Raw genomic sequence first — 25,421 nt, 5'->3', positions numbered from 1 at the left:
AAACGGAGACTAGGACTCCATCACGTCGTTGATGACGATGGTCTGGTCCCGACCCGGGCCGACCCCGACATAGGAAATGCGGCAGCCGGACAGCTCCTCCAGGCGGTTGAGGTAATCCTGCGCGCGCTGCGGCAGCTCTCCGAAGGTCCGGCACCCGGTGATGTCCTCCTCCCACGCGGGCATCGTCTCGTAGATGGGCTCGGCATGGTGGAAATCGGACTGGCTGGTGGGCATCTCGTCGAAACGTCTGCCGTCCACGTCGTAGGCGACGCAGATAGGAATCTCACCGATACCGGTCAGCACGTCGAGCTTGGTCACGAACAGGTCGGTGAAGCCGTTGACCCGGCTGGCGTAGCGCGCGACGACCGAGTCGTACCAGCCGCAGCGGCGCTTGCGGCCGGTGTTCACGCCGACCTCGCCGCCGGTGGTCTGCAGGAACTCGCCCCACTTGTCGAACAGCTCCGTCGGGAACGGGCCCGCGCCGACGCGGGTGGTGTAGGCCTTGATGATGCCCAGGGACGAGGTGATCCGGGTCGGGCCGATACCGGACCCGACACACGCCCCGCCGGCAGTCGGGTTCGAGGACGTCACGAAGGGGTAGGTGCCGTGGTCGACGTCGAGCATCGTCGCCTGGCCGCCCTCCATGAGCACGTGCTTACCCTCGTCGAGGGCGCGGTTGAGCTCCAACTCCGCCTCAATGACCATCGGCTCAAGCCGGTCGGCATAGGACAGGAAGTAGTCGACGATCTGCTCCGGGTCGATCGCCTTGCGGTTGTACATCTTGACCAGGATCTGGTTCTTCACATCCAACGCGGAGGTGACCTTCTGGCGCAGAATCGACTCGTCAAAGATGTCCTGCACACGGATACCGACGCGGGAGACCTTGTCCGCGTAGGTCGGGCCGATCCCACGACCCGTGGTGCCGATCGCACGCTTACCCAGGAAACGCTCCTGCACCCGATCAAGCACCTGGTGGTACGGCGCAACGACGTGGGCGTTGGCGGAGATCCGCAGCCGGGAGGCATTCGCCCCACGGGCTTCAAGGCCGTCGATCTCGTCGAACAGGGCCTCCAGGTTGATCACCACGCCGTTGCCCAGCACGGGGACGGCGTTCTCACTCAGCACACCTGCGGGAAGGAGCTTCAGCTCGTACTTCTCACCGCCGACGACGACGGTGTGCCCGGCGTTGTTACCGCCGTTCGGCTTGACCACGTAATCGACCTGGCATCCGAGGATGTCGGTGGCCTTACCTTTACCCTCGTCGCCCCATTGGGCTCCGACTACAACAATTGCGGCCATGGTTTAACACGCCTCTTCCGATTGCTCGACAGCTTCGCCGCATCGCGGGCGGCACAGACGTCTTACCATCCTACCCTCCACACCCCGGGGCGTATCATCTGTGACCATGCACGTACTCTTCCTCGCCTGTGGCGGCCCGGACGATTTACCGGTCAACCGGTCCGTGCTCGACGACGTCCGGGGGCTCCACGGTGTCGACACCCTCGAGGTGCTGGAGCTTCCCGCCATCCCGACGCGCCGGGATCTCACTCCCCTGGACGAGGCGGCGCGCACCGTTCTCCCCGTCGACCCAACCCCGGGCCTGGATGAGATCGCGAAGCGACCCGACGTCGACCACCTCGGTACCCCGGAACGCGCCCCCCAGGAACCGGAGGAAGTGCTGCGGGTGGTCGTCTGCGGCTCGGATGCGGCTCTGTCGGCGGTGCTGACCAGGTTGATGCGCTCGGACCGGATGTGGGTCGAGGTCGGATACGTTCCAGTCGATCCCGGTTCCCCGGCGGCGGCCAATTTCGGGCTTCCCGCCGATCCCCTCGACGCCCTCGCCCTCGCACTGGGCGGGCACGTCCACCCGGCTCCGCTGATCCGGGACGACTCCGCGGTCGCGGTCGCGGGCAGCGCCACGGTCTCCTGTTTCGACCCCGCCGCGGAGATGACCGGCGAGGTCATCGTCGACGACGACACGCTGCTCAACCACCAGGCGGGACAGCGAGCACCCCGCACCGGTTTCTACGGTGCCCGGCTCGTTCCCATGCTCGACGCCCCGGGGATCGCCGCCGTGGTCGCCGACACCCCCCTCGAGCCGGTACCCGGCGGCCTCATCGACCGGATCCTCCGGCGGGCGCGGCCGTCGGGGACGGTCGATCCGACGACCCTGCTCACGGGCCGAGCGCTCCAGGCCGGCGGGCCGAATCTGCGGATCACCGTGGACGACGTTTCTCGGTCTCGCCCCGCGGAGCGGGTGACGTTCTACCGGCACCTGCGGGACCTGCAGATCGTCCGGCAACCCTGACCCGCACCACATACCGCGGCGGCGCCCCCACCAGCACTCAGGAGGCCGGGTCCTCCTGCTTCCCCGCACGGGCTATGACGGCAACGAGCACGATCACCGCGGTGACCGCCAGAAGGGCGAATCCGCCGGTGAGCTGCCAGCCGTTGACCAGCAGGTTGGCGATGAGAACGAGCACCAGCGCGGCGAAGGCCGCCCACACTGGACGTGACTGGACGACGTTCCGGTCCATGATCGTTCCCTCTACCTCTCTCCCCTGCGCGGGACGCGGTCATTAATCCGGCCTGCCCACGGCCTTCCAGGGTTTCATTCCCGTCACTGAACGGCCGACGGCGGGCGGCCTACATCACCGGTTGTACCCCGTACGGTTGCCGTGGGATCGGCGTCCGGGGTTTCCCGGTGCTCCACGACGCCGCGCAGAGCTACACCTCGGGATCGACGTGCGGGTGCGCGCTGGTCGGGGCCAGTACCGCCTGCGCCGACTTGCGGGACATGCCGCAGATCTGGAGAAGATCGACGATGATCGAGCGGGACTGACCGAGGATCATCTGCGCGGACAGCACCTTCTGGTCGGCGACCTCCGGGCCGGTCATCGCCCCCAGTACGCGGAGCCGCCGGACGAGCTGCGGGATCCGCTCGGAGGAACCGATCTGTTCCCCCCGCTCGAACAGGGCGCCGAGGGCGACCATGATGTCGGCGATCTCCTCGAGAACAGCGATCTGGCGGGCGCTGACGTCGTCACCGTCTTCGGTAAGCACCAGCGCCCGGCGCGCGAGCACCCGGGTATTGCGCATGGCATTGTCCACGGGGTTCAGGGTTCGCATCAGAGATTTCACCCGGCGCCGGTTCCGCCAGTGCAACGGGGAGACCGTCGCCGCCTCCTGACCGGTCTTCGCTGCGGCGATGAGGTTGTTGATGTTCGCCTGGGTGCCGCGCGCCTCCTGCAGCGCCGATTTGATGCCCTTCGTGTTGCCGTCGGCCAGGTCGACGGCGACCTTCTTGAGGACCTGTCCGGCGATGGTGAGGATGGTGGCGATCTCATGACGCCCGCCGCGGAGCGGCGAGTCTGGGAGCAGCGCGATGACGATGATGCCGACGGTACCGCCGATGAACGCATCGAGCATCCGGTCGATGCCTCCGGATGAACCGGGCGGGAAGATCGTGGCGATGAGCACGACGCCGATGGCCGCCTGGGTGGACACGAGGGGGGATTTGTCGACGAGCACGGCCACCGTCAGCGCGAGGAACACGATGAGCGTCATCTGCCAGGTGCCGGTGCCGAGCCAGGTGACCAGGAGGTCACCGATCCCGACGCCGAGGGGCACACCGATGTTGAGTTCCACCGCGCGTCGGAGCCGTTCGCCGCCGGTGAGCCCGATGACGATGATCGCGGCCATCGGCGCGAAGAACACCGATTCGTGGCCGAAGAGGTTCACCGCGACCCACCAGGACAGACCCGCGGCTATGCCGCCCTGCAGGATCGAGATCCAGCTGAGCCGCAGTCGTTGGACACCGGGGCGCAGCAGCTCCTTGACCACAGCTGCCGGATTGGGCACGGAGGATGTTCGCCTGGCCATCTGTTTAGGGTAGTTTCTTTCGGATCGATGGTGTCTCGGTCGGATCCCGTCGGGTGCGGCAACGGTCAGTGGCGGGCGACGGGCTCAGCCGGTTGTACTCTACGCCACCGCGGTGAACGGGCGTCGGCGTCCGCACCGTCAGACGGTTGATCCGGAGGTGCCGCGGTAGCTGTTGGCGCGCTCCCGCAGCGGCTGGACCACCGACCTGTCGAGGGCGAACGTGACGGCCGTGAGCACCACCGCGTAGGCGAAGATGGTCGGCGTGTCGATGTTGATCTGCGCCATGCGCACGGCACCGCCGACACCGGATGCGGTGGAGAGGAGTTCCGCCATGACGGCGACCCGGATCCCCTGCCCCAGCGCCACCGTCGTCGCGGCGAGCACTGGGGGTGCGACCATGGGATGGATCACTCGGGTGATGATCGCCGCGCGGGAGAGACCGAAGACCCGGGACATCTCGACGAGATCGCGGTCGATGCCCCGGATCGCCTCCTCCGTCGTCGCGGCGATCAGTGGTGTCGTCACCAGGGCGACGACGAGCACGGCGACCCAGCCGTTGGCCCCCAGCCAGGTGAGCCCGAGGATCACGAGAATGATCGGTGGGGTGGACAACAGCACCTGGAGCAAGGTTTGGCCGAACCACGAGGCCCGGATCCACACTCCGCCGAGGATCCCCCACGCGAGACCGACCCCGACGCCGCAGAGGAGACCACCGGCGGCCCGCGCCAGGGTCAGCCCGAGTGCCGCCCAGAAGCCCGGGTCCGTCATGAGCCCGCCCAGCGCCCGTGCGGTGCGCACCGGTCCCGGCAGAACGTACTCGAGCTGACCGATGCTCACACCATGCCAGCAGAGCACGAGCACGACGGCCCCGGCGAGAATCCAGGCGACCGGATGCCTGGACCCGGTGGGCGGGGAGGTGTCGGGCTTCATCGCCTACTCGGCGTAGAACCGGTCATCCGGCAGGGTCCCGCCGTAGACGTCCGGGTTGACGGTGGCGAGAATCTTCAGGAACTCCTCGTACTGTTTCCGCGACTCTGATGCGGGGACAACCTCGAGGTTGAGGCGGGGGATGATGTCCCGGACAAGCTGCTCGGGCATCTCGTACTGCTCGGCGATCGCCTTAATCGTGGCATCGTCACCGCCGTTGACCTTCGCCGTGGTGTCGGTGACCTCGTCGAGGATCGCGGCCGGGAGCTCCGGGTGGGCGTCAACGAGCTCACCGGGCATGATCAGGCCGGCCATGGGGAATCGCGCCGGTCCGCCGGTGGCCTTGCCGTACTCCTCCTGGAGATTGAACACGCGCTTGAGGTTTTTCCCGGATTCCGCGGTCTTCTTCAGCGCGACGGTGGCTAGGTGTTCCGGGAGCACGGCCCAGTCGACCTCTCCCTTGGCGAGCATGCCGACCGCCTGCCGCGGATCATTCACCGGTACGTAGGTGATGTCGGACTCCTTGTCCAGGCCGTTCTCCGCCAGGAGGTAGCTGAACACGAGGTCGACCATCTCCCCCGGCATGACGACCGCAACCTTCTGTCCCTTCAGCTCGTCCCAGTTGCCCTCCTCCGCGGTGTCGGGCCCGAGAACATAGAGCATCCCCCACACGACCTGGCCGATGAGGCGAACATCGATCCCCTTGTTGTAGAGGTTCGCGGCGGTGTACGCCGGAGTGGCCGCGACCTGGGCGTCGCCCTGCATCATCGCGGCACGCAGCTGATCGACGCTGTCCCAGTAGTCGACGTCGATCTCGTCGGCGTACTCCCGGAGCTCACCGTCCTTGTCGAAGTTGATCATCGGCGCGCCGAACGCCATGGTGCTGTGCAGATAGGCCCGCAGCCGCGGGATTTTCTGCCGGTCGGTATCGCTCTCCCGGTCAGTGCCCGTGGCGCCCCCGGAAGCCGCGGTCGCCGTGGACGTTCCGGATGTACCGGAATCCGCCGTGGGTTCCGGGTCCGACGAGCAGCCGGCGAGTGTGAGCGCGGCCAGCGCGGCGATCGCGGTGACGCGTGTCCTGATGGTGTGGCTCATGGTGTGTCGCTTCCTTGTGTGGTCGGTGGATGAAGCTGTACAGAGGTCGGCTCCGGGGAATCGAATGCCAGGCGAGCGGTGGACACCTCGGCGATTTCCTCGGGGTCGTGGCTCACCCAGACGGTGACGGTGTCCCGGGTGATCACATCGAGCAGCAGCCGGCGCAGGTGGCGGGCCAGGGGCTTGTCGAGTGACGCGAACGGCTCGTCGACGAGCAAAAGCGCCGGTTCGGTCGCCATCGCGCGGGCCACGGAGACCCGCTGCCGCATTCCGCCTGACATCGCGGCCGGCAGTAGCTCCGCGACGTCGCCCAGGCCGACCCGATCGAGCCACGAGTCGGCCGTCGCGGTCCGCTCCCTGCGCGGTAGGTCGGGCAGCACGAGTTCGATGTTGGCTCGGGCGGTCAGCCACGGCAGGAGACGCGGCTCCTGGAACACCACCCCGATCCGCCCGGCCGGTCTGGTGACGTCGCCGGTGAAATCAGTGGTGAGTCCGGAGATGACGCGCAGAAGGGTGGTCTTCCCGCAGCCCGAGGGGCCCGACACTCCGAGTACCTCCCCGGGGCGAACGGTCAGGCACAGATCGTCGATGAGGACGGTTCCGCGACGGGCCACCGTCACCGCGGACAGGCGCAGGCACGCGTCACGGGGTCGGGTCTGGGCTGGTGTGGTCACCGCTCATCCCCTTCCTTCCGTGGCCGGGCGCACTCCTCAGACGCTACCCGGGGAGCCGAGCGGATGTAAGGGTAGCGTCACCAACTATGGCTGTACGTGAGCCGAATCACCCGGATGCGGGCCGACCGCAGGAACGCACGAGGCCCCGCCCGAACGGATGTCGCCGTTCGGGCGGGGCCTCGTGCAGGCGGGCTAAGCTGCCCACCCGGGTACTACGTCAGGGGTGTTACTTGGAGACGGTGGTGCCGACGGAGTGCAGATCCTGGCAGGTCTCGATGACGCGCTCGGACATGCCCTGCTCGGCCTTCTTCAGGTAGGAGCGGGGATCGTAGACCTTCTTGTTGCCGACCTCGCCGTCAATCTTCAGGACACCGTCGTAGTTGGCGAACATGTGGCCGACGATCGGGCGGGTGAACGCGTACTGCGTGTCGGTGTCGACGTTCATCTTGATGACACCGTAGCGCAGCGCCTCCTCGATCTTCTCCTTCTCGGAGCCGGAGCCCCCGTGGAAGACGAAGTCGAAGGGCATGGCGTTCTCATCCAGGCCGAGCTTCTTCGCGGCGGTGCGCTGACCCTCCAACAGCACCTCCGGGCGCAGCTTCACGTTGCCGGGCTTGTACACGCCATGGACGTTACCGAAGGTGGCGGCCAGCAGGTAGCGGCCATTCTCGCCGGTGCCGATGGCGTCGACGGTCTTGGCGAAGTCCTCGGGCGAGGTGTAGAGCTGGGCGCCGGCCTTGGCTTCGACGCCGTCCTCTTCACCGCCGACGACACCGATCTCAAGCTCCAGGATGATGTGCGCGTTGTGCGCCTTCTTCAGCAGTTCCTGGGCGATCTCAAGGTTCTCGTCGATCGGGATGGCGGAGCCGTCCCACATGTGCGACTGGAACAGCGGGGCCTCGCCGCGGTCGACGCGCTCCTGCGAGATGGCGATCAGCGGACGGACGTAGGTGTCCAGCTTCTCTTTCTGGCAGTGGTCGGTGTGCAGAGCAACGTTGATGCCGTAGTTCTTGGCGGCTTCATGGGCGTAGGCGGCGAGCGCGACGGCGCCCTTGACCATGTTCTTGATGGCCAGGCCGGAACCGAACTCCGCACCACCGGTGGAGAACTGGATGATGCCGTCGGACTCGGCCTCGGCGAAGCCCTTGAGTGCTGCGTTGATGGTCTCCGAGGAGGTGCAGTTGATGGCCGGGAAGGCGAAGCCTTCCTTCTTGGCCTTATCAAGCATCTGGGCGTAGACCTCTGGGGTTGCGATGGGCATGTGCTCTCCTTTTCGTGGTGCGACGTTCTCTGTGTCGATCACACCGTGGGGCCACGACCGCGCCAGCGCGGTCCGCGACCGCCGGTGCGGTCGTCCTGCCCTCAATTATGCCCCCACCGGTGACTTCTCGCCGACCCTGATCGCCCGATTTTGTGATTTTGTGCCCGATTGACTGGTTTCGGACCTGTGCTTCAAGCAAATTCGCAGGTGGTGAGACCGACACCCGTCCCCCGTTCGGGACGTGAGATCGACCACTGCCCGAACAGATGACCGTGCGGGCACAGTCCCAGAATGTGGCATGGCGTCACCGGGCCCTATCCGGGCCCCGATCCGCTTCATCCGTTGTACGTGTACCCGGCCGCGGAGACCTTCGCCGCGGCCTCAATGAGCATCCACCCGGACAGCTGCACCGACAGGTCCCGCTCCGGGATCTCGGAACTGCGGACCGCACCGGCGATCGAGGTACCCACGACACCCGCGTTCCGCGGGAGGTTCGCGTCCGTTGTCCAATCCGCACCAAACACCGGGAGCCCGTCGATCTCCAGCCGGTTCTTCCACACCGCCTCCGCTGACGCGAGAACCAGACGCGCAGCGATCTTCCGCGTCGCCCTGTTCAACGGGGTGTCCTCCGACAGTCGGACGGCGACCTCCGCGAGGTAGCGCACCAGGATGCCCTTGAACAGACCGCCATCGCCGCCACCCGTGCGCGCGTCGATCACCCCAGCCGGTGTCGCCATGTCCTTGGCCACCGCGTGCACCAGTTCCCGCAGGCGCGTAATCCAGAGCATGAGGTGCTCCGCCTTCTCCGCGTCATCGATCCCGGTGATCGGCTGTCCGGGTTCGAGTCCCGCGCGTTCCCGCAGCTTCTCGGAAATCTCGAGGCACGCCCCGAGGGTGACTCCCTGGCAGTAGGGATGGATGTCGCGGACGATCTCGGGCCCGTGCATCCGCAGCCGGACCCCGTCCATGACCAGACCCTGCTCATTGATGAGGTTGTCGAAGATCCAGTCAGTGAGACCGATCGCCTGCTCGAGATGCTCCGACCGGGCCATCATGATCGCGGCCGGACCATTGGTGGGAACGTTGTAGAACGTCTCGTTCGTGCGCCACGGCAGCACACCGGTGAGGTTGTCCGCACCGGCGATGATGTTGTTCTCCAGGGGTTTGATCGCCTTCGGCGTGCGGAACTTCTTCACCTCCTTCACGCGCTCCCCGGCCAGGGCGAGCCAGGCCTTGTCATCGTAGTACTGGTTCGCGGTGAGCCTGCGGAGGTTACGGATCCTTATCCCGCGCAGGGTCTGCCTGATCCGCTGTTGGCGGGCCGGGGTGGGGCGCCGCACGGCGGCGTCGATGAGACAGTCCAGGTAGTGGGCCTGCCACCAGTAATGCCACCGGAGGAAGATCTTGTCCCGGGTAGTCGGAGGCCACGCAACCACGGCCAGATTGGTGTACGGAAGCAGCCAAAGTCGGCTCGCGTGCCGCTCGTTGATCGCAGCTTCCGCGAGGTCAGCGCGGTGGGCCCATTTTTCTTGCACGTTATGGTTCATCTCTCGTGATCGGCGGGATGTTACTTACCCCACGTCAAACGCCGTCCTAGCAGAGCAAATGGTATCACCAGGCCTGGTCGAGGTCCGCATGCTGCGTCACCCACCTGTGCATCGCGATACCTGCGGCGACCCCCGCGTTAATCGATCGCGTCGAACCGAACTGCGCGATGGAACAGGTCATCAACGCACCGGCACGCGCAGCCTCCGTAACACCCGGCCCCTCCTGCCCGAACAACAGCAGACACCGTTCCGGTAGACGGGCAGTCTCCAGGGGAACAGATCCGGGCGTGTTGTCGACGGCGACGACGGTAATGTCCCGATCCGCGGCCCACGCCAGGAGGGCTTCGACGTCCGGATGGTGCAGCAGATGCTGGTAGCGGTCGGTCACCATCGCACCACGCCGGTTCCACCGGCGCCGACCGACGATGTGCACGGTGTCCACGGCGAAGGCGTTGGCGGTGCGCACGACGGTCCCGATGTTCGCGTCGTTCTCGAAGTTCTCGATCGCGATATGCAGTGGGTGCCTGCGGGTGTCGATGTCCGCGACGATCGCCTCCCGGGTCAGGTAGCGGTAGGCGTCGACGACGTTGCGGCGGTCCCCCTCCGCGAGGAGTGTCGGGTCGAAACGTGGATCCGTCGGGAGCGGTTCGCCCGGATGCTCCTCGGCCCAGGGGCCGACGCCGACCCGACTCACACCCCACTCGGTCGGGCCGGGCCGCGTACCGTCGTGTTCCTCCCGGGTGTCGGTCAGCTTCTCACTCAAGGCCGAGATCCGACAGACCCAGCAGGTAGCGGTACTCGAGTCCGGCGTCGGCGATGACCTTGTCCGCGCCGGTGGCACGGTCCACGACCGTGGCGACACCCACGACCTCGGCGCCGGCCTCACGCAGCGCCTCCACCGCGGTGAGCGGCGAGTTGCCGGTGGTGGTGGTGTCCTCGACGACGAGGACCTTCTTTCCGACGATGTCCGGCCCCTCGATCCGACGCTGCATGCCATGCTTCTTCGTCTCCTTGCGGACGACGAACGCGTCGATCGCCCGTCCGTCCGCGTGCATGACAGCGGTGGCCACGGGGTCCGCCCCGAGCGTCAGTCCGCCGACCGCGACATAGTCCCAGTCCGCAGTGAGTTCGCGCAGCAGCTCGCCAATCAGCCTCGACGCCCGATGGTGCAGCGTCGCGCGCCGGAGATCGACGTAGTAGTCGGCCTCCCTGCCGGACGAGAGAGTCACCCGGCCGTGGACGACGGCGAGTTCCTTGACCAGTTCGGCGAGTTCTCTACGGGCTTCGGTGGGCGTCGGGGTCACGGCTGTTCAGGGCTCCTCGGGTGTAGTCGGGTTGTCGGTGTCCGGGGCTTCAGCGTCGGCCCCGGAGTCGGTGAAGATGCTCGGACCGGTCCGGAAGGTCCGCGGAACACGCACCCCGCCGGGTTGGGGGTCCACGTCCCGGCCGTCGGCGATTGCGTCGATCTCGTCGCCGCCGACGGCACGTGGTTCCACGGTACCGCGCTGCTCCGAGCGGAACCGACTGGGCAGCTCCACCGGCTCATCGGGGCGTTGGACCAGGGGCTGCGCGGGGGGCACCTCCGTCCCCTCAGTCTCGTCCTCAGTGTGGTCCGGACACTGGTGCGGCAGTGGCAGCGGCCGGGAGGGATCCAGTCCCCCGGTATCCCGGAGCGGGGCCTCCCCGGCACGCGGCGGAAGGGTGCAGGCCGCATCGGCCAGCAGCGCCATGGGTTCGAGTGCCGCGTCCCAATCCGCCGGGGAACTCCGCCGGACAAGCTGGGCGATGATCCACCGTGACTCCGTCCAGACCATCGTCACCGCAGCCGGGAGTGCCTCCATCGCGGCGGTGACCCGCTCATCGACGAACCGGCGTGCGACATCGGGCTCCGCGCAGAACACGGCGAAGTCCCCGAGTCGGAAGGAACTCTCCCGGTCATCTGCGGTGCGGGACATCTCGACGACCGCTGCGCTCCCGGTGACGCGACGGAACGCGAGGACCGTCTGCTGCCCCAGGTCGGTGAGGTGGAACTCATGGCCGGACGTCACACCGCTGACGACATCCCTGGCTACGGCCCCGGTCCCGGCGGGGCCGTAGCTCCATTCATCGGTGAGGAACGCGTCGCCCTTGCTGTAGTCGTAGCCGTTGGCGGTGGCCCACCGGCGCCGCTGCCGTCTCGGGAACCCGGGAAGGTGCAGGCCACCGTGGTCGCCGACCGTCGACCCCGGGACACGGCTCTTCTCCCCGGGGGTGTCCGGGTCGGCCGGGGTCTCATCAACGGCGCCCGCTTCCTGCATGCGGTCGTCCCGTTCGTCCGGCGTCACGACCGGCACGTCCCGCAGCTGGTCCTCGACCTCCACGTCGATCACGTCAGCACCAGCCCCGGGTTCCTCGTCTTCCGGGACCGTAGCCTCCGCACGGTCCGGTTCGAGAGCATACTGCGGGACCGGGGTGTCTTCGTCGGGTTCCCGGATCGGCTCCGCATCAGCGACGGACGCGCAGCTGTCGTCCCCGGGGAGGTCGTTTTCCGCGTCGGGGACAGGACCGGAGGCCTCGTCGGCATCGGCGGCGGCCCGACGGGTGAGCGCGTCGCGGCGGTTCGCGGCGAGCGTCAGGGCGACGGCACCGGCGGCGGAGGCCCCGGCGAGCAGGAGGAGAGTTTCGGTTAGCATTTGGCTCCGAGTCTAGCGCCCCACGCGCCCCCGCCCAGGAACATTCACGGCGGTGTCCGGTGGGGAGAACACGGGCTTTCCACATCCCACGAGCATCTGCCAGCAATCGCCCCGCCCTGACCCACTCCCCAGCAGGGAGATTGTTACTGATCAGACAACCGTGGACACCGGGTTCTTCGGGTCCGCGCACCACTGCGACCAACCACCGATATACACCGCAGCACCCGGCATACCAGCATGATGCATCGCCGCAACCGCCAGAGCAGAATGCAAACCAGACCCCGAATAAACAATCACCTTCGACGGATCCTCCACACCCACAGCCTCAAACTCCGCACGAATCTCCCCCGGACTCCGGAACGTCTTATCCTCATTCACCAAACGACGAGTCGGAAGATTCACCGCCCCGGGAATATGCCCAGCCTTCAGATCCATCCGCTCCTTACGACCCGTGTAACGGTTTTCCTGACGAACATCAAGAAGGACACCATCAAAACTCTTCACATCATCAATCGACGCCACCGGCAACTGCCCCGGATTCACCTCAAGAGTGCACTTCTGCGGCAGATTCCCCGGGCCACCAGCATGACGGCGCCCCTCTTTGATCCACGCCGCGAGCCCACCATCAAGAATCTGAACATCAGGGACACCCGCCCACGTCAAAATCCACCAGGCGCGGGCAGACATCAAACCACGACCACCGTCGTAGACAACAACACGGTGTTTATCATTCAAACCCCAACGTTCGAACCATTTCTGCAGGCTCACAGGATCAGGCAGCGGATTCCGCCCCAGCTTGCTCGACGGCGCCGACGCCAACGCACGCGCCGGATCACAGAAAATAGAGTTGGGGATGTGCTTGCCTCGGTAGTACTCGAAGCCAGCGTTCTCGGGGCCGGGCAACCACATCGACGCCAGGAGCGTCGTCTTGATTCCGGTCTGCATTCCATCGGCGAGTTCAGTGGGACTGATCAGAAGGCTCATACCCCACAGAGTAGTCAAGTTCCAGCACAGGGGAAGGCGGGTGGAGGTGGAGACCGGCCAGCGCACAGGCCGAAATAGTGAGGTACGGGGTACAACGGGTGGAGGGGATGGAATCTGCCTGATCGTGGATCGGGCGCTCACCCCGGCCGCGTCACAGTATGAGCGCTAGTCGTTATCCTCCGGGGTCTCCTCCGGTTCCGGGTCATCAACCAGTTTCATGCCGCGAGTTTTCGGATCGAAGCCCTCGGGGAAAACCGTGGAGGGACTGTAGGTAGCGTCCTGCCATTGGGTGTTCTCGTCGAAGGTGCAGGGACCGAGCAGAAACCAATCGTCATCCCCGTCAGCGAGTTTCGCCCCTTCCAAACGAGCAAACCGCAGGTTCGCCCCCTCCAAATGGACACCCCGCAGGTCCGTCCCCTCCAAACGAGCACCCCCCAGGTACGCCCCCTCCAAACGAGCACCCCGCAGTTTCGCCCCCTCCAAACGAGCCTCCCCCAGGTACGCCCCCTCCAAACGAGCCTCCCCCAGGTACGCCCCCTCCAAACGAGCCTCCCCCAGGTACGCCCCCTCCAAACGAGCCTCCCCCAGGTTCGCCCCCTCCAAACGAGCCTCCCCCAGGTACGCCCTCTCCAAATGAGCATCCCGCAGTTTCGCCCCCTCCAGCTTCACCCCCCGCAGGTCCGCCTCCTCTAAATGAGCATCCCGCAGGTCCACCCCCTCCAAACGAGCCTCCCCCAGGTGCGCTCCCTCCAAACGAGCCTTCCGCAGGTCCGCCCCATCCAAACGAGCAAGCCCCAGGTTCGCCCCCTCCAAATGAGCCCTCTGCAGGTTCGCCCGCTCCAAATGAGCACCCCGCAGCTTCATCCCTTTCAGGCTAGCCTCCGGCGCTTGAGCGCCCGGGGCCACCATCCCGGAAAGATCCACACCAGCAAAACAACCCCGATCACCATCCACCAGACGCGGCCCCGCTCCCCTGGTTCTGACTTCTGAGACCGACTGCCCACGGATATCCGATTTGAACGCGAGATCAAACAGCTCCTGGCGCCGTCGAAGACTCTCATTTTCCAGTTCTTTGATCTTGTGCTCTTTTTGTTGGTCGGCAGATACCTCGATCACTGCCCTTTCGGACCTTTCGAGAGACGACCAATCATCAATCTGGAAAATCAGCTCCGCCACCGCCGCCGCACGGACCGTGACATCATCATGCGCAAGATGGCCGATGGACACCGCGAGTTTCTGCGACAGATCAAGACGCTGCTGAACCGACAACTGCCGGCTCCCACGGAACGAGTCGAATTCGAGCCGCTCGTTCTGGAGTTTCGCGTCTCGCTCGAGACGAACATTTTGAAGCTCGGCCTGCCGTTCGAGCCGCTCATTCTGAAGCTCGGCTTCGCGCCGAAGCCGATCGTCCTGCAGTACGCTTTCCCTGACGAGTCGGTCATGCTGTCGTTTATCTTCCCGCTCCTGCTGATCCAAGGACCGTCGTTGAGTAGCCCACACAGACAGGGCAACACCCCCAGCAGCAAATAACCCTGCAGCCAATTGGACCGTCCGCTCAAGGTCTGAAACAAGGATCACCCGCACACCCGCAGCGAGAGCGAGCACCGCGAGAAGAACAAAAAGCCGCTCGGCATAGGGCGCCTTATTCGGGACCTCGGCACCCGAGCCTCCGTCACCGTGTTTCCACCGTTTCCCAGGCTCGGGCACAAGCTCTGTGAGCCACACACTCAGCCACACCAGAACTACCGCTACCGCTAAACCAACAAGAATCCACTGCCATGCAGGACCGGAACCGAGCCCTTTCCAGAGGGCACCCCACCCCTCCCCTATGAGAGCGACCGGGAGAACAAGGAAAACACCGATGGTAGCGATCTGTTGTCTATCTCTTATAGTCCGCCAGCGGGAAATATACCGGGGAGATTCCCCGTCGCTGCCATCCCCATGACCTGTGGAGACTGACTTCGCTGACTGTTCACTTTGTACGTCGGCATCTGTTACACAGGGTCGTTCCAGACCCCAGAGCAACAGTCGGAGCGGCAACGCAACCAACCGGAACAACATAGCGACCATCCAGATCGCCCCTCGAACTATTCGGGGATAGCTGTCCGGAATCCCATCAACAGTCCAGAAATTCTCACGAAACTCCGTGGTTTCCGTGGCCTCTCCATCCGTCCCCACATTGGTCCGGTTGTTTTCTCCCATGAACTCAATAGTAGATCTTCTCACGAAGGAAGACACCGGCGGCAGAAGGAGGACCGCGGAAACCCCGACGGAAGGACCACAACCTGCGTCGGGTTGCGGACCCAACGGCACAGCATCACACACCACCGGTAACCTCGGACGGACAGGCGAACCTCTTTAGACGCCCTGCTGTTCGACACAGTCATTCGATCAATTTCGACACACGACAAAGCGGACCATGATCCCGCAAAGCGCATGGAGCCAACCCACCAGATCAGTAGCGTATTTACCGCCCCATATCCCCCACGCCTATAGGCGGCGCTTCCCAGCGCAATAAGTCCACGGAATGACCTACGCGGTCTACGGTGGACAGATTTGTGCGACGGGCACTAGATCGGCCTTCGACAGCAGCACCCCGGTTATCTCCGGCCGTCATCGACAGTGTTGACCGCGAGCCGTCAGCGAAAGATGGATCAAGCAGCCCTTCAGGTTCTAGCGCGCTTCGCCGGATGGAGTGGTTACAGTCTCCAACACATTGCTAGTCCAGACAGCCAACCGGACTGTAGACACATCGGCATCTGAGTATCCCTCCCCTGCACAGATTTAGTCGTTCCCCTCCAAGGTCTCCTCCGGTTTCGGGTCATCGACCTGGATCATGCCTTGAGTTTCCGGATCAAAGCCCTCGGGGAAAACCGTGGACACACTGTAGGTGGCGTCCTGCCATTGCGTGTCATCGTCGAAGGCGCAGGGGTAGATCAGCACCCCATCGTCATCCTTGTGAGCGAGCTTCGCCCCCTCCAGGTTCGCCCCCTCCAGGTTCGCCCCCTCCAGGTTCGCCCCCCACAGGTTCGCCCACCGCAAGCTCCTCTCCACCAGCTTCAGCCCCTCCAGGTTCACGTCCTCCAGGTTCGCGTCCTTCAGGTTCGCGTCCTTCAGGTTCACCCCCAACAGGTTCGCCCACCACAGGCTCCTCTCCGCCAGCTTCAGCCCCCGCAGCACCGTCTCCCGCAGGATCGCCCTCCCCAGCTTCATCCCATTCAGGTTCGCCTCCTTCAGGTTCGCCTCCTTCAGGTTCGCGTCCTCCAGGTTCGCCCCCTCCAGGTTCGCCCCCTCCAGGTTCGCCTCCCGCAGGTTCGCCTCCCGCAGGTTCGCCTCCCGCAGGTTCGCCTCCCGCAGGTTCGCCTCCCGCAGGTTCGCCCTCCACAGGGCCGCCTCCCGCAGGTTCGCCCCCCGCAGGTTCGCCTCCCGCAGGTTCGCCCTCCACAGGTTCGCCCCCCGCAGGTTCGCCCCCCGCAGGTTCGCCCACTCCAGCTTCGCCCCTCGCAGGTTTGCCCCCTTCAGGTTCGCCCCCTCCAGGTTCGCCCACTCCAGCTTCGCCCCCTCCAGGTTCGCCCCTTCCAGCTTCGCCCCCTCCAGGTTCGCCCCCTTCAGGTTCGCCCCCTCCAGGTTCGCCCCCTCCAAATGGGCACCCACCAAATCAACCCCCCTCAGATGGATCGACCAAGTTTCTATGCGTTTCTCCTCTCCCTCTTTTTCTGTATCTCCCGGGACGCCTCTGCCACCAACAGGAAGATCTGGAAGCCTAACTCCTTCAAAGCTCACCCCCTCAAACGATCCCTTCTGCGCTGATTTCAGGCCTCTCCGGCGAGCAGCAATGATCCCTTTGCGGAATTCTCGTTTCTCATTGTGGTTCGTACTGTCACTTGATGAGGGCTCCTGAGAATCCTCACCGCTTTCCGCGTAGTCTTTCATCGCCAGATCAAAGAGCTCCTGCCTCCGGCGTAACCCCTCAGCTTTGAGCTGCTCCACCCGCTGTTCCGCGTCGTGGGGTTTCCGGGTTTCGATTTCCGTGACCTCTCCTTGAATGAGGGCATTCCAGTCATCAATCTGGAACATCAGTTCGGAGATGGCGGCTGCGCAGACAACTTCACTCTTACTGGATAGGTGCTCAATCGAAGTTTGCAGCTTCTTCGACATGTCCATACGCTGCTGAACGGAGAGTTGTCGACTCTCCCGCAGTGATTCGGATTCCAGTCGATCGTTCTGCCTCTTGTCTTCCCGCTCCTGCTGTTCGATGGAGCGGCGTTGAGTTGCCCAGACAGACAGCGCGAGCGCACCTGCAGCAAACAGCCCCGCAGCGAGTTGTGCTTTGCCCTCCTCGTGCATGACCGTGAGTACGCGTATTCCTCCGGCCAGTGACAGGAGGGAGAAGAGAACAAAAACGAGCTCGATCCACGAAAACCTGGAGGGATGAGTCGTCTCCGTGGAAACTGCCGAAGCACCGTCTTTGTCGGTCGGTTCAACGGGTTCAAACAGCCACCAGCATACCCCCACAACCACAATCACAAGCCCGATGATGTAAAGCCAGCCAATCCAATTCCAGATCTCCTCAATATCCTCGACTATTCGGTCCCACCCGGTTCCGATGAGCCCTGCTGGGAGAAGAACGAAGGGCGCACCGACGAGAACTGTTCGCAGTTTCGCATACATTTTCCAGCGGTTGGTCGTCTTTTTCTCCGGCTGGACATCATCTCCGCTGGCGTTGGGTTCTTTGTCGGGAGCCGAGTTCATAGCCACAGAATAGTGCATCTCATACTGGTGCCCCGGCCGCACTGAAACGGCCGGGGCACCACTAATGCACTTACCGCTGTGGGCTGACCTTCAGGGTCTCCCCGTCTGCGGCGAGGGTGACCTGCACGGTGTCGCCGTCGACAATGGTGCCGGCGAGGAGTTCCTTCGCCAACTGGTCACCGATGGCCTGCTGGATGAGTCGGCGCAGCGGGCGGGCACCATAGGCCGGGTCGTAGCCGCGTTCGGCGAGCCATGCCTTCGCCGGGTCGTCGACCTCGAGGACGAGGCGGCGGGCGGCGAGTCGGGTGGCGAGCTGCCGGACCTGGATCTCCACGATGTGGGTGAGCTGTTCCTCCGAGAGTCGGTTGAACGTGACCACATCATCGAGGCGGTTGATGAACTCGGGTTTGAAGGCGTGCTTCACGGCGTCCATCATCTGTTCCTTCGTGCCACCCGCACCGAGGTTGGAGGTGAGGATGAGCAGCGTGTTGCGGAAGTCCACGGTGCGGCCCTGGCCGTCGGTCAGCCGGCCCTCGTCGAGGACCTGGAGCAGCACGTCGAACACGTCCGGGTGCGCTTTCTCCACCTCGTCGAACAGGACGACGGTGTACGGGCGGCGGCGGACGGCCTCGGTGAGCTGGCCGCCGGCGTCGTAGCCGACGTATCCGGGGGGCGCGCCGACGAGTCGGGCGACGGAGTGCTTCTCGCCGTACTCGGACATATCGATGCGGACCATGGCGCGCTCGTCGTCGAAGAGGAACTCGGCCAGCGATTTCGCCAGCTCCGTCTTACCGACGCCGGTGGGTCCGAGGAAGAGGAACGAGCCGGTGGGCCGGTTCGGGTCGGCGACCCCGGCGCGGGAGCGGCGCACGGCATCACTGACGGCTTCGACGGCTTCGGGCTGCCCGACGACGCGGTTCTCCAGGACGCTCTCCATGGCGAGGAGTTTCTCGGTCTCGCCCTGCATCATCTTGCCTGCGGGGATACCGGTCCATGCGGACACGACCTCGGCGATGACGTCGGGGGTGACTTCCTCGGTGAGGAGCTGGTTCTCGCCGGGGTTGTCGACGTTCTTCTCCGCGTCGGCGACCTCCTTCTCTAGTTCGGGGATGCGGCCGTAGCGCAGTTCGGCGACGCGCCCGTAGTCGCCGTCGCGTTCGGCGATCTCGGATTCCTGGCGCAGGCGTTCCAGTTCCTCCTTCGCGCCGCGAACCTTGTCGATGGCGGATTTCTCGTTGGTCCAGCGGGCCTTGAGCTCGTTCAGTTTCTCGCGTTCGTCGGCGAGTTCCTGGCGGAGTTTGTCCAGGCGGTCCTTCGAGGCGGCGTCCTTCTCCTTGGCCAGGGCCATTTCCTCGATTTCGAGGCGCCGGACGACGCGTTCGAGGGCGTCGATCTCCTGCGGGGAGGAGTCGATCTCCATGCGGAGGCGGGAGGCGGCCTCGTCGACGAGGTCGATGGCCTTGTCGGGGAGGAAGCGGGAGGTGATGTACCTGTCGGAGAGGGTTGCGGCGGCGACGAGGGCGGAGTCCTGGATGCGGACGCCGTGGTGCACCTCGTAGCGTTCCTTCAGGCCACGGAGGATACCTATGGCGTCCTCGACGGAGGGTTCGCCGACGTAGACCTGCTGGAAGCGGCGTTCGAGTGCGGCGTCCTTCTCCACGTACTTGCGGTATTCCTCGAGCGTGGTGGCGCCGACCATGCGTAGTTCACCACGGGCGAGCATCGGCTTGATCATGTTGCCCGCATCCATGGCGGAGTCGCCGGTGGCCCCGGCGCCGACGATGGTGTGCAGCTCGTCGATGAAGGTGATGATCTGGCCGTCGGAGTTCTTGATCTCGTCGAGCACCGCCTTGAGGCGTTCCTCGAACTCGCCCCGGTATTTCGCGCCCGCGACCATGGAGCCCAGGTCGAGGCTGATCAGGGTTTTGCCGCGCAGGGACTCGGGCACGTCACCGGCGACGACGCGGCGGGCGAGCCCCTCCACGATGGCGGTCTTACCGACGCCGGGTTCACCGATGAGCACCGGGTTGTTCTTGGTGCGGCGGGACAGAACCTGGACGACGCGGCGAATCTCGGAGTCGCGGCCGATGACGGGGTCGATCTTGCCTTCGCGGGCGAGTTTCGTCAGGTCGGTGGAGTACTTCTCCAGGGCCTGGAACTGGCCTTCGGGGTCTTCGGTGGTGACCTTGGTGGAGCCGCGCACGGTGGTGAAGGCGCTCTTGATGGCGTCGTAGGTTGCGCCGTGCTTTTTCAGCAGGTCGGCGGCCTCACCGGCGCCGCGGGCGATTCCGGCGAGGAGCACCTCGGTGGAGACGTATTCGTCGCCGAGTTCACCGGCGAGTTCCTGTGCCGCGGTGAGTGCGTTGAGGGCGTCCCGGTTGAAGTTCGGGTTCGCCATGTTGGCGCCCTGTGCCTTGGGGTAGCCGGCCACGAGGTTCTTCGCTTCGGCGAGGACGATGTTGGGGTCGGTGCCCGCGGCCTTGAGGACTGGGGCGGCGATGCCGTCGGTCTGGTCGAGGATGGCGACGAGGAGGTGGGCGGGGCGAATATCGGGGTTGCCGTTGGCGGAAGCGGACTGCAGGGCGGCCTGCATCGCTTCCTGGGTTTTTGTGGTGGGGGTGAAAGAACTCATGTTCTTCGTCTGTCCCTTCTTTTTCGGTGTCGTTTTATCGTGTGTTTTTTGTCACCGCCTACGGGGTTTCGTCCCGTTAGTCGGCCTTTCACTCCGTACAACGCCACAAGGGTTGAGTCTGTTCCACTCAACTCAAACTTTTTTCGGCTCGCTGCCTTTATAGTGCAGGACTCAACTTTGTACCGCATCCCTCGGCCCACCATCAAGGATCCGGAGGCACGGGCCCTCCTCACCCATCCCCCGCATTGCCCAACCGGACTCGATCCCATATAGTAGGACTCGCATTCCACATATTGAAACACCGGCGCGGCCGCGACCACCGTCGCATCCACCGCGGTAGCCCGAAGAAAGGACACCGAAAAAATGGCAGAAGCAACGCCCAAAACCCAGTGGACCGGCGAGATCATCCCCGAGGCCTTCGACGCGATTTCCGCCGACGGCGGCCTGATCGTCTGCGCCACCAAGGTCGGCTACATCCTCATGGCCACCGACGGCAAGGGCCTGGAGCGTAAGTTCGACGCCAAGCAGCGCAAGCGCAACAAGCCCGCCGTCGTCCTGTGCGCGAACATCGACGAGCTGAAGGAACTCGCCCAGGTCAACGACGAGATCGTCGCGTTCTACGAGCGCCACTGGGAGCAGGACATCCTGCTGGGCTGCATCCTGCCCTGGCGCGAGGACGCCATCGCGAAGATGCCCGACGAGACCGTACGTGAGCTGGCCCGCGACGGCCGGGGTACGAGCTGCTTCGTCATCCGCTTCGGCCGCCCGGCCGAGCAGATCGCGGCGAAGAACTGGGAACAGGGCAAGGTCACCTTCGCGTCTTCTGCCAACCCTTCCGGCATCGGCAACCGCGGCCAGGTCGCGTTCATCGGTGAGCGCATCGAATCCATGGCCGATTACATCGTCGCCGCGGATGACTACGTCGCGTCGATCCAGCCCGACAAGGACGAGGACTCCCGCCACGAGCAGGGCGTCATGGTGTCCCTGGTGGACAAGGACGGCAAGCTCGTCCCCGAGCAGAAGGGTGAGCGTTCCGTCACCCCGTGCCCGGTCCTGATCCGCAACGGCCTGGACGGCGACCGCATCATGAACAACCTCTCCGAGTTCTTCCTGAGCTGGGACTACCGCCAGGGCGAGTACTACTAGGCCACCCGCGCCTCCTCCCCGCACCACGGATCCCACCGAAAATGGGTGTCCGGTGCGGGGATACGTCGTTTTCTGGGGCACAATGACACGTGTGCACCATGAGACCCTGAAGCCGGTGGCGGTCCGGCTGCGCATTCACGCGGAGAGCCTCCGCGGGCAGGTCAACGCACGTTTCTTTCGGGAGCACCCGAGCGATCGGGAACTGTTTCCGGTTGCCAGCCACGACGTGCACGCCGATCTGCCGACGGTGCTCGACTGGGTCCTGACCAATACCCCTGTCGACGGCTCCCTCCCGGAGCGGGTGCGCAGGATTCTCGCGCAACTGGGGCGGGAGAATCGCCGGTACCGGATGCCCACGGCGCACTACGCGTCGCTGTCCGGCGCCACGCGGGCAGAGGTAGGACGGATCATCACCAACCTGCCATCGGAGCTCGTCACCGGTGCCGACACCGCCATCGCCCAGTGCTTCGGGGTTATGGCGGAGGCTGCCGCAGAATGCGATGCCGCCGGAATACCGGATTCCTGGCCCGCCGAGGTCGTGGAGGTCGAGCGGCGGTGCGCCCGGGTGTCCGTCGTCCGGTTGATCGCGGACGTCCCCCCTCCCTACGCGGCGGGGCAGTATCTGCCCGTCACGAGTGACACGACGACCCGTGGATTGTGGCGGCACCTGTCGCCGTCGATCCCGACCAACGACGACGGCCAGGTAGAATTCCATGTCTTCGCGGACCGAGACGACACCATCGGGCGTCTCCTCGCGGCACCCGAGCCCGGTGACCGCTGGCGGTTCGGCTCACCGCTCGGCCTGATGTCGGTCGACGGCTCCCGCGACATCTTGATGGTCGCCCACTCGACGGGCCTCGCCCCGTTGCGTGCGCTACTCCTGGACATGCTGATGCACGGAACAGGCCGCCGGGTACACCTGTTCTTCGGGGCGGACAGCCCTGGTGAACTCTATGATCTCCGGGGGCTCTGGCAGCTGGTCGCGGGGGCACCGTGGCTGTCGGTCACCCCGGTGGTCACCCGGGAAGTCGACCCGTGGTGGGTGCGCCGCACCGAGCATTCGACCGCCCCACGTGGCCTCCACATGCAGCAGACCGGCTCACTCGCGGAGGTGGTCCCCAGCTATGGCACCTGGGAGGACCGGGACGTCCTCATCTCCGGTCCGGGCGACATCGTGGCGGACATCGCCGCCGCGATGCGGGCGGCAGGCACCCCGGCGGAGAACATCCGACACGATCCGGTGTGAGCCGTCAGAACTGTCGCTCAGCGCCGAGCACCGGAATGGATTTGCGGGTGTCGGCCACCGTGGCAGCATCGATATCCGCGTAGATGATGTCCTCGCCGTAGCCTGCCTCGACGATGCGCAGACCGTCCGGACCGATAACCGCCGAGTGCCCGATCCCGGTCGGCCCATCATTTTCCCCCGCCGAGCCCTCCCCACCGGGGCGGGCCTGCCCCGCGGCGAGTAGGTAGCAGGTCGAGTCGAGTGCGCGGGCGCCGGTGAGCACCCGCCACTGCTGCAGTTTCCCCGGGCCGTCCGACCACGAAGTTGGGAGGACGATCACCTCAGCGCCCTCGTTCTCCGCGAGCGCGACGAACTGTTCCGGGAAGCGGACGTCATAGCAGATGGCGAGGCCCACGGTGAGGCCGCCGATCTCCACCGTGACCAGCTCGTCCCCGGGACTGACGGTGTCCGATTCGCGGAAACCGAAGGCGTCGTAGCAGTGGATCTTGTGGTATCCGAGGTGGTGCCCCCCGCCGGTCAGCAACGCGGTGTTGTGCACCCGGTGGATCGTCTTTCCGTCGACCTCAACGATGTCGGCCGGTGTGAACATGCCGACGACCACCGTGACCCCGAGTTCGTCGGCGAGCTCACGCACCGCCGTGGCGAACGGGCCGTCGAGCGGTTCCGCGACGGTGTCGAGGCGTCCCGTCTTGAATGCCCGCATCGTCGCCTCAGGGAAGACGATGAGCTCCGCACCGTTCCCCGAGGCGGTGCGGACGTGCCGGAGAACGGCACCGAGGTTGGTGGAGACCTCACCGGTGGACTGCATCTGGACCAGAGCTACTCGCATGGCTCCACGATAGGGGTTCCGGTGGACATCCGCCGGGGTTCCGGTGCATGTCTCCGCAGCCTCAGGTGGATTGACCGTTCCCGCGCCGAGTTGTCCACAGCCGTGCCGGGGGAGTCATCCCCCGGTTGCCCGGGTCGCCGAATCTGGGTCCACGAATCCGTGGTTTCATCCACCCCTCCACCACGCCGGACGAAAGGACCCCTCCGTGAACCGGATCATCATTTCCGACCATGCGTCCCTCCCGCTGCGGAGCCCCGCACACCCTCGCGTCGTCTTCCCCGAGCTGCCCCCGGGTTCGATGACCGCTGCGGTGTTCTCCCGGCTGGTGGCCGCCTGGACGGATCTTCTCGATCAGACGTCCGTGGAGCTCACCGATCTCCGCTCCGCTGTCCGGGACCTGGTCTCTCAGCTCCGGGCTGCCGATGCCTCCGGCGCCCGGGATCTCGACGGCATCGCTCATGGCTAGTCCCCCACTCGCGCTGCCCTGGTCGGGGACACTCGAGGCAGTGACGACAGGCCTCGATCGGGGCGGGCGGGCGATCATCCTTTCGCGCGACATCAACAGGGGACAGTGGTCGACGGCCACTCACCAGGGGTTACACGGGGTGTCTTTCGCCGCGGCGAGGAGGAGAGAAGAGCAGATCACCGCCCGACGGGAGGCCGCGGCCAACCTCATCGAGACCGCCGTGTCCGTCCTCTCCCGGGTCGCCTCCGCCCAGGCTGCACTGGAAGCGGAGTACGACCGGGTTGTGGAAACCGCGCGGTCCAGGGGGCTGACCGAGGTCGCGGGCACGATCATCGCATTCACCGACGACCTGCTCGAAGAGGCCGTGATCTTCAACGTCATGCTGGGACGGATAAAGGAGGAGGGGATCCTCCTCGACCGGCACTGCGCCGGACGGCTCGAGATGCTCCTGCCTCTGACACCATTCGACGATCGGAGGAAACGGTGTGTGGCGACTCTGGAGGACCTGTACACACCGGCCCCGGCGCGGTTGCCGCTCCCTGAGGACCCCACCGTCTCCGCCGCCCAGCTGCACGAGGTCAACATGGCCGGCGCGGAAGACGGGCTCAGGGAACTCGCTGATCAGTTCCCCGGGATGGTCGTCCTGGAGAGCGGGGACCATCATCTGGTCGCCGCATTCGGTGACATCGACGCTGCGGAATCCATCACGACGGTGGTCTCGGGCGTCGGCTCCGCCACTCCCGGGGCGGTGGCGGGAACCCTCGACCGGGGGCGGGAACTCCACCGGCAGGTGGGCGGTGCGGTCATCGTGTGGAACGGGTACCGGCCACCGGAATCACTCATCGACGGCGGTCAGGACATCTCGGCGCGTCTGGGTGCGGTGGAGCTCCGGAACTTCATGCGTTCCCTCACCGAGCGCAGCGGGCCGTCGGTAACGCACACCGTGGTGGCTCACAGCTACGGATCTCTCGTGGTCGGGATGGCAGCCGCGAAGAAGAGTGGCGGGCTCGACGCGGACAACATCGTGTTCCTCGGAAGTCCGGGAACCAGCGTGTCCGGTGTGGATGAGCTCCAGCTGAACTCCCCGGATCCGCACATCGTCGCCGCCAGGAGTGCCGCGGATCCAATCGGGATCGTGGGTTCCGGCTACGCGGGACTGCACGGGCCGGACCCCTCGAGCGACGTGTTCGGGGCTGAGGTGCTTCCCGCGACCGGCGGTCACAGTGACTACTTCCGGGATCCGGTGGTGCTGGACGCGCTGAGGAAGCTGCAGCATCACTGAGCCGCCACCGGCGTCACCGAAGGGAC

The 25,421-nt window shown here is 65.4% G+C and carries 22 protein-coding genes; 6 read left to right on the top strand and 16 right to left on the bottom strand.

Annotated elements, in window-relative coordinates; genetic code table 11:
• Positions 1-9: 9 nt before the first annotated feature.
• Positions 10-1,299, bottom strand: a complete 1,290-nt coding sequence (locus JDV76_RS10135; RefSeq protein WP_198736773.1) for an adenylosuccinate synthase — start codon at positions 1,297-1,299, stop codon at positions 10-12.
• Positions 1,300-1,405: 106 nt separating this feature from the next.
• Here JDV76_RS10135 and JDV76_RS10130 point away from each other — a divergent pair, with 106 nt between their 5' ends.
• Positions 1,406-2,308 carry a diacylglycerol kinase catalytic domain-containing protein gene (locus JDV76_RS10130; RefSeq protein ID WP_198736772.1) on the top strand — a complete coding sequence of 301 codons (903 nt, stop codon included), beginning with the start codon at positions 1,406-1,408 and terminating at the stop codon, positions 2,306-2,308.
• 37 nt (positions 2,309-2,345) lie between these two features.
• Here the strand turns inward: JDV76_RS10130 and JDV76_RS10125 are convergent, their stop codons facing one another.
• The 12 genes from JDV76_RS10125 to JDV76_RS12820 form a co-directional block, all read right to left on the bottom strand.
• Positions 2,346-2,537, bottom strand: a complete 192-nt coding sequence (locus tag JDV76_RS10125; RefSeq protein ID WP_198736771.1) for a hypothetical protein — start codon at positions 2,535-2,537, stop codon at positions 2,346-2,348.
• A 190-nt stretch (positions 2,538-2,727) separates the two neighbouring features.
• Complete coding sequence (locus tag JDV76_RS10120) at positions 2,728-3,882, bottom strand: FUSC family protein (protein WP_198736770.1); 1,155 nt, start codon at positions 3,880-3,882, stop codon at positions 2,728-2,730.
• A gap of 138 nt (positions 3,883-4,020) precedes the next feature.
• Positions 4,021-4,812 (bottom strand): ABC transporter permease, encoded by a 792-nt coding sequence (locus tag JDV76_RS10115; RefSeq protein ID WP_198736769.1) that lies wholly within the window; start codon positions 4,810-4,812, stop codon positions 4,021-4,023.
• A 3-nt stretch (positions 4,813-4,815) separates the two neighbouring features.
• Positions 4,816-5,904: an ABC transporter substrate-binding protein gene (locus tag JDV76_RS10110; RefSeq protein WP_198736768.1), complete on the bottom strand. Its 1,089-nt coding sequence runs from the start codon at positions 5,902-5,904 to the stop codon at positions 4,816-4,818.
• Positions 5,901-6,578, bottom strand: coding sequence for an ATP-binding cassette domain-containing protein (locus JDV76_RS10105; protein WP_198736767.1), 678 nt, complete (start codon positions 6,576-6,578; stop codon positions 5,901-5,903). Before JDV76_RS10105 ends, JDV76_RS10110 begins: the two co-directional genes overlap by 4 nt.
• Positions 6,579-6,804: 226 nt before the next feature.
• On the bottom strand, positions 6,805-7,839 hold the full coding sequence (fbaA, locus tag JDV76_RS10100; protein ID WP_198736766.1) for a class II fructose-bisphosphate aldolase: 1,035 nt from the start codon (positions 7,837-7,839) through the stop codon (positions 6,805-6,807).
• Between the two features lie 335 nt (positions 7,840-8,174).
• The gene (locus tag JDV76_RS10095; RefSeq protein WP_198736765.1) at positions 8,175-9,374 is read right to left on the bottom strand and encodes a glycoside hydrolase family 76 protein; all 1,200 of its coding nucleotides are present in this window, start codon (positions 9,372-9,374) and stop codon (positions 8,175-8,177) included.
• A 76-nt stretch (positions 9,375-9,450) separates the two neighbouring features.
• Positions 9,451-10,149: a TrmH family RNA methyltransferase gene (locus JDV76_RS10090; protein WP_232959235.1), complete on the bottom strand. Its 699-nt coding sequence runs from the start codon at positions 10,147-10,149 to the stop codon at positions 9,451-9,453.
• Positions 10,142-10,690: an orotate phosphoribosyltransferase gene (pyrE, locus tag JDV76_RS10085; RefSeq protein WP_198736764.1), complete on the bottom strand. Its 549-nt coding sequence runs from the start codon at positions 10,688-10,690 to the stop codon at positions 10,142-10,144. The genes JDV76_RS10090 and pyrE overlap by 8 nt, the downstream gene beginning before the upstream one ends.
• A gap of 6 nt (positions 10,691-10,696) precedes the next feature.
• Complete coding sequence (locus JDV76_RS10080) at positions 10,697-12,058, bottom strand: type III secretion system chaperone family protein (protein ID WP_198736763.1); 1,362 nt, start codon at positions 12,056-12,058, stop codon at positions 10,697-10,699.
• Positions 12,059-12,208: 150 nt separating this feature from the next.
• A complete protein-coding gene (locus tag JDV76_RS10075; RefSeq protein WP_198736762.1) occupies positions 12,209-13,042 on the bottom strand; it encodes a sulfurtransferase in 834 nt (277 codons plus the stop codon).
• Positions 13,043-13,207: 165 nt separating this feature from the next.
• Positions 13,208-13,951 carry a pentapeptide repeat-containing protein gene (locus tag JDV76_RS12820; RefSeq protein WP_255520449.1) on the bottom strand — a complete coding sequence of 248 codons (744 nt, stop codon included), beginning with the start codon at positions 13,949-13,951 and terminating at the stop codon, positions 13,208-13,210.
• 294 nt (positions 13,952-14,245) lie between these two features.
• Here JDV76_RS12820 and JDV76_RS10065 point away from each other — a divergent pair, with 294 nt between their 5' ends.
• A complete protein-coding gene (locus JDV76_RS10065) occupies positions 14,246-14,572 on the top strand; it encodes a hypothetical protein (protein WP_198736760.1) in 327 nt (108 codons plus the stop codon).
• A gap of 1,254 nt (positions 14,573-15,826) precedes the next feature.
• Here JDV76_RS10065 and JDV76_RS12950 read toward each other — a convergent pair.
• Together JDV76_RS12950 and clpB are read right to left on the bottom strand one after the other, a co-directional pair.
• A complete protein-coding gene (locus JDV76_RS12950; RefSeq protein ID WP_198736759.1) occupies positions 15,827-17,836 on the bottom strand; it encodes a pentapeptide repeat-containing protein in 2,010 nt (669 codons plus the stop codon).
• A gap of 28 nt (positions 17,837-17,864) precedes the next feature.
• Positions 17,865-20,426 carry an ATP-dependent chaperone ClpB gene (clpB, locus tag JDV76_RS10055; protein ID WP_198736758.1) on the bottom strand — a complete coding sequence of 854 codons (2,562 nt, stop codon included), beginning with the start codon at positions 20,424-20,426 and terminating at the stop codon, positions 17,865-17,867.
• Between the two features lie 363 nt (positions 20,427-20,789).
• On the opposite strand from clpB, the gene JDV76_RS10050 reads away from it, so the two are divergent.
• Together JDV76_RS10050 and JDV76_RS10045 are read left to right on the top strand one after the other, a co-directional pair.
• The gene (locus JDV76_RS10050; RefSeq protein ID WP_198736757.1) at positions 20,790-21,572 is read left to right on the top strand and encodes an L-threonylcarbamoyladenylate synthase; all 783 of its coding nucleotides are present in this window, start codon (positions 20,790-20,792) and stop codon (positions 21,570-21,572) included.
• 91 nt (positions 21,573-21,663) lie between these two features.
• Positions 21,664-22,818: an FAD-binding oxidoreductase gene (locus JDV76_RS10045; RefSeq protein ID WP_198736756.1), complete on the top strand. Its 1,155-nt coding sequence runs from the start codon at positions 21,664-21,666 to the stop codon at positions 22,816-22,818.
• A 4-nt stretch (positions 22,819-22,822) separates the two neighbouring features.
• On the opposite strand, the gene JDV76_RS10040 is transcribed toward JDV76_RS10045, so the two are convergent.
• Entirely contained in the window at positions 22,823-23,647 is an 825-nt protein-coding gene (locus JDV76_RS10040) for a carbon-nitrogen hydrolase family protein (RefSeq protein WP_198736755.1), read from the bottom strand.
• Positions 23,648-23,852: 205 nt separating this feature from the next.
• On the opposite strand from JDV76_RS10040, the gene JDV76_RS10035 reads away from it, so the two are divergent.
• Together JDV76_RS10035 and JDV76_RS10030 are read left to right on the top strand one after the other, a co-directional pair.
• Entirely contained in the window at positions 23,853-24,113 is a 261-nt protein-coding gene (locus JDV76_RS10035; protein ID WP_198736754.1) for a hypothetical protein, read from the top strand.
• A complete protein-coding gene (locus JDV76_RS10030) occupies positions 24,106-25,395 on the top strand; it encodes an alpha/beta hydrolase (RefSeq protein WP_198736753.1) in 1,290 nt (429 codons plus the stop codon). The genes JDV76_RS10035 and JDV76_RS10030 overlap by 8 nt, the downstream gene beginning before the upstream one ends.
• Positions 25,396-25,421 lie beyond the last annotated feature (26 nt).

It is taken from the genome of Corynebacterium marambiense (assembly GCF_016342275.1).
Lineage (GTDB): Bacteria > Actinomycetota > Actinomycetes > Mycobacteriales > Mycobacteriaceae > Corynebacterium > Corynebacterium marambiense.
The sequence above is the reverse complement of the archived record's forward strand: the minus strand, read 5'-3'. Positions and strand labels throughout refer to the sequence as shown.

Excerpts from the sequence above, each read along its gene's own strand:
- JDV76_RS10135 (WP_198736773.1), bottom strand. The coding sequence starts at position 1,299 with ATGGCCGCAATTGTTGTAGTCGGAGCCCAATGGGGCGACGAGGGTAAA.
- JDV76_RS10130 (WP_198736772.1), top strand. The coding sequence starts at position 1,406 with ATGCACGTACTCTTCCTCGCCTGTGGCGGCCCGGACGATTTACCGGTC.
- JDV76_RS10125 (WP_198736771.1), bottom strand. The coding sequence starts at position 2,537 with ATGGACCGGAACGTCGTCCAGTCACGTCCAGTGTGGGCGGCCTTCGCC.
- JDV76_RS10120 (WP_198736770.1), bottom strand. The coding sequence starts at position 3,882 with ATGGCCAGGCGAACATCCTCCGTGCCCAATCCGGCAGCTGTGGTCAAG.
- JDV76_RS10115 (WP_198736769.1), bottom strand. The coding sequence starts at position 4,812 with ATGAAGCCCGACACCTCCCCGCCCACCGGGTCCAGGCATCCGGTCGCC.
- JDV76_RS10110 (WP_198736768.1), bottom strand. The coding sequence starts at position 5,904 with ATGAGCCACACCATCAGGACACGCGTCACCGCGATCGCCGCGCTGGCC.
- fbaA (WP_198736766.1), bottom strand. The coding sequence starts at position 7,839 with ATGCCCATCGCAACCCCAGAGGTCTACGCCCAGATGCTTGATAAGGCC.
- JDV76_RS10080 (WP_198736763.1), bottom strand. The coding sequence starts at position 12,058 with ATGCTAACCGAAACTCTCCTCCTGCTCGCCGGGGCCTCCGCCGCCGGT.
- JDV76_RS10075 (WP_198736762.1), bottom strand. The coding sequence starts at position 13,042 with ATGAGCCTTCTGATCAGTCCCACTGAACTCGCCGATGGAATGCAGACC.
- JDV76_RS12820 (WP_255520449.1), bottom strand. The coding sequence starts at position 13,951 with ATGGTGGCCCCGGGCGCTCAAGCGCCGGAGGCTAGCCTGAAAGGGATG.
- JDV76_RS10065 (WP_198736760.1), top strand. The coding sequence starts at position 14,246 with ATGCGCAAGATGGCCGATGGACACCGCGAGTTTCTGCGACAGATCAAG.
- clpB (WP_198736758.1), bottom strand. The coding sequence starts at position 20,426 with ATGAGTTCTTTCACCCCCACCACAAAAACCCAGGAAGCGATGCAGGCC.
- JDV76_RS10050 (WP_198736757.1), top strand. The coding sequence starts at position 20,790 with ATGGCAGAAGCAACGCCCAAAACCCAGTGGACCGGCGAGATCATCCCC.
- JDV76_RS10040 (WP_198736755.1), bottom strand. The coding sequence starts at position 23,647 with ATGCGAGTAGCTCTGGTCCAGATGCAGTCCACCGGTGAGGTCTCCACC.
- JDV76_RS10030 (WP_198736753.1), top strand. The coding sequence starts at position 24,106 with ATGGCTAGTCCCCCACTCGCGCTGCCCTGGTCGGGGACACTCGAGGCA.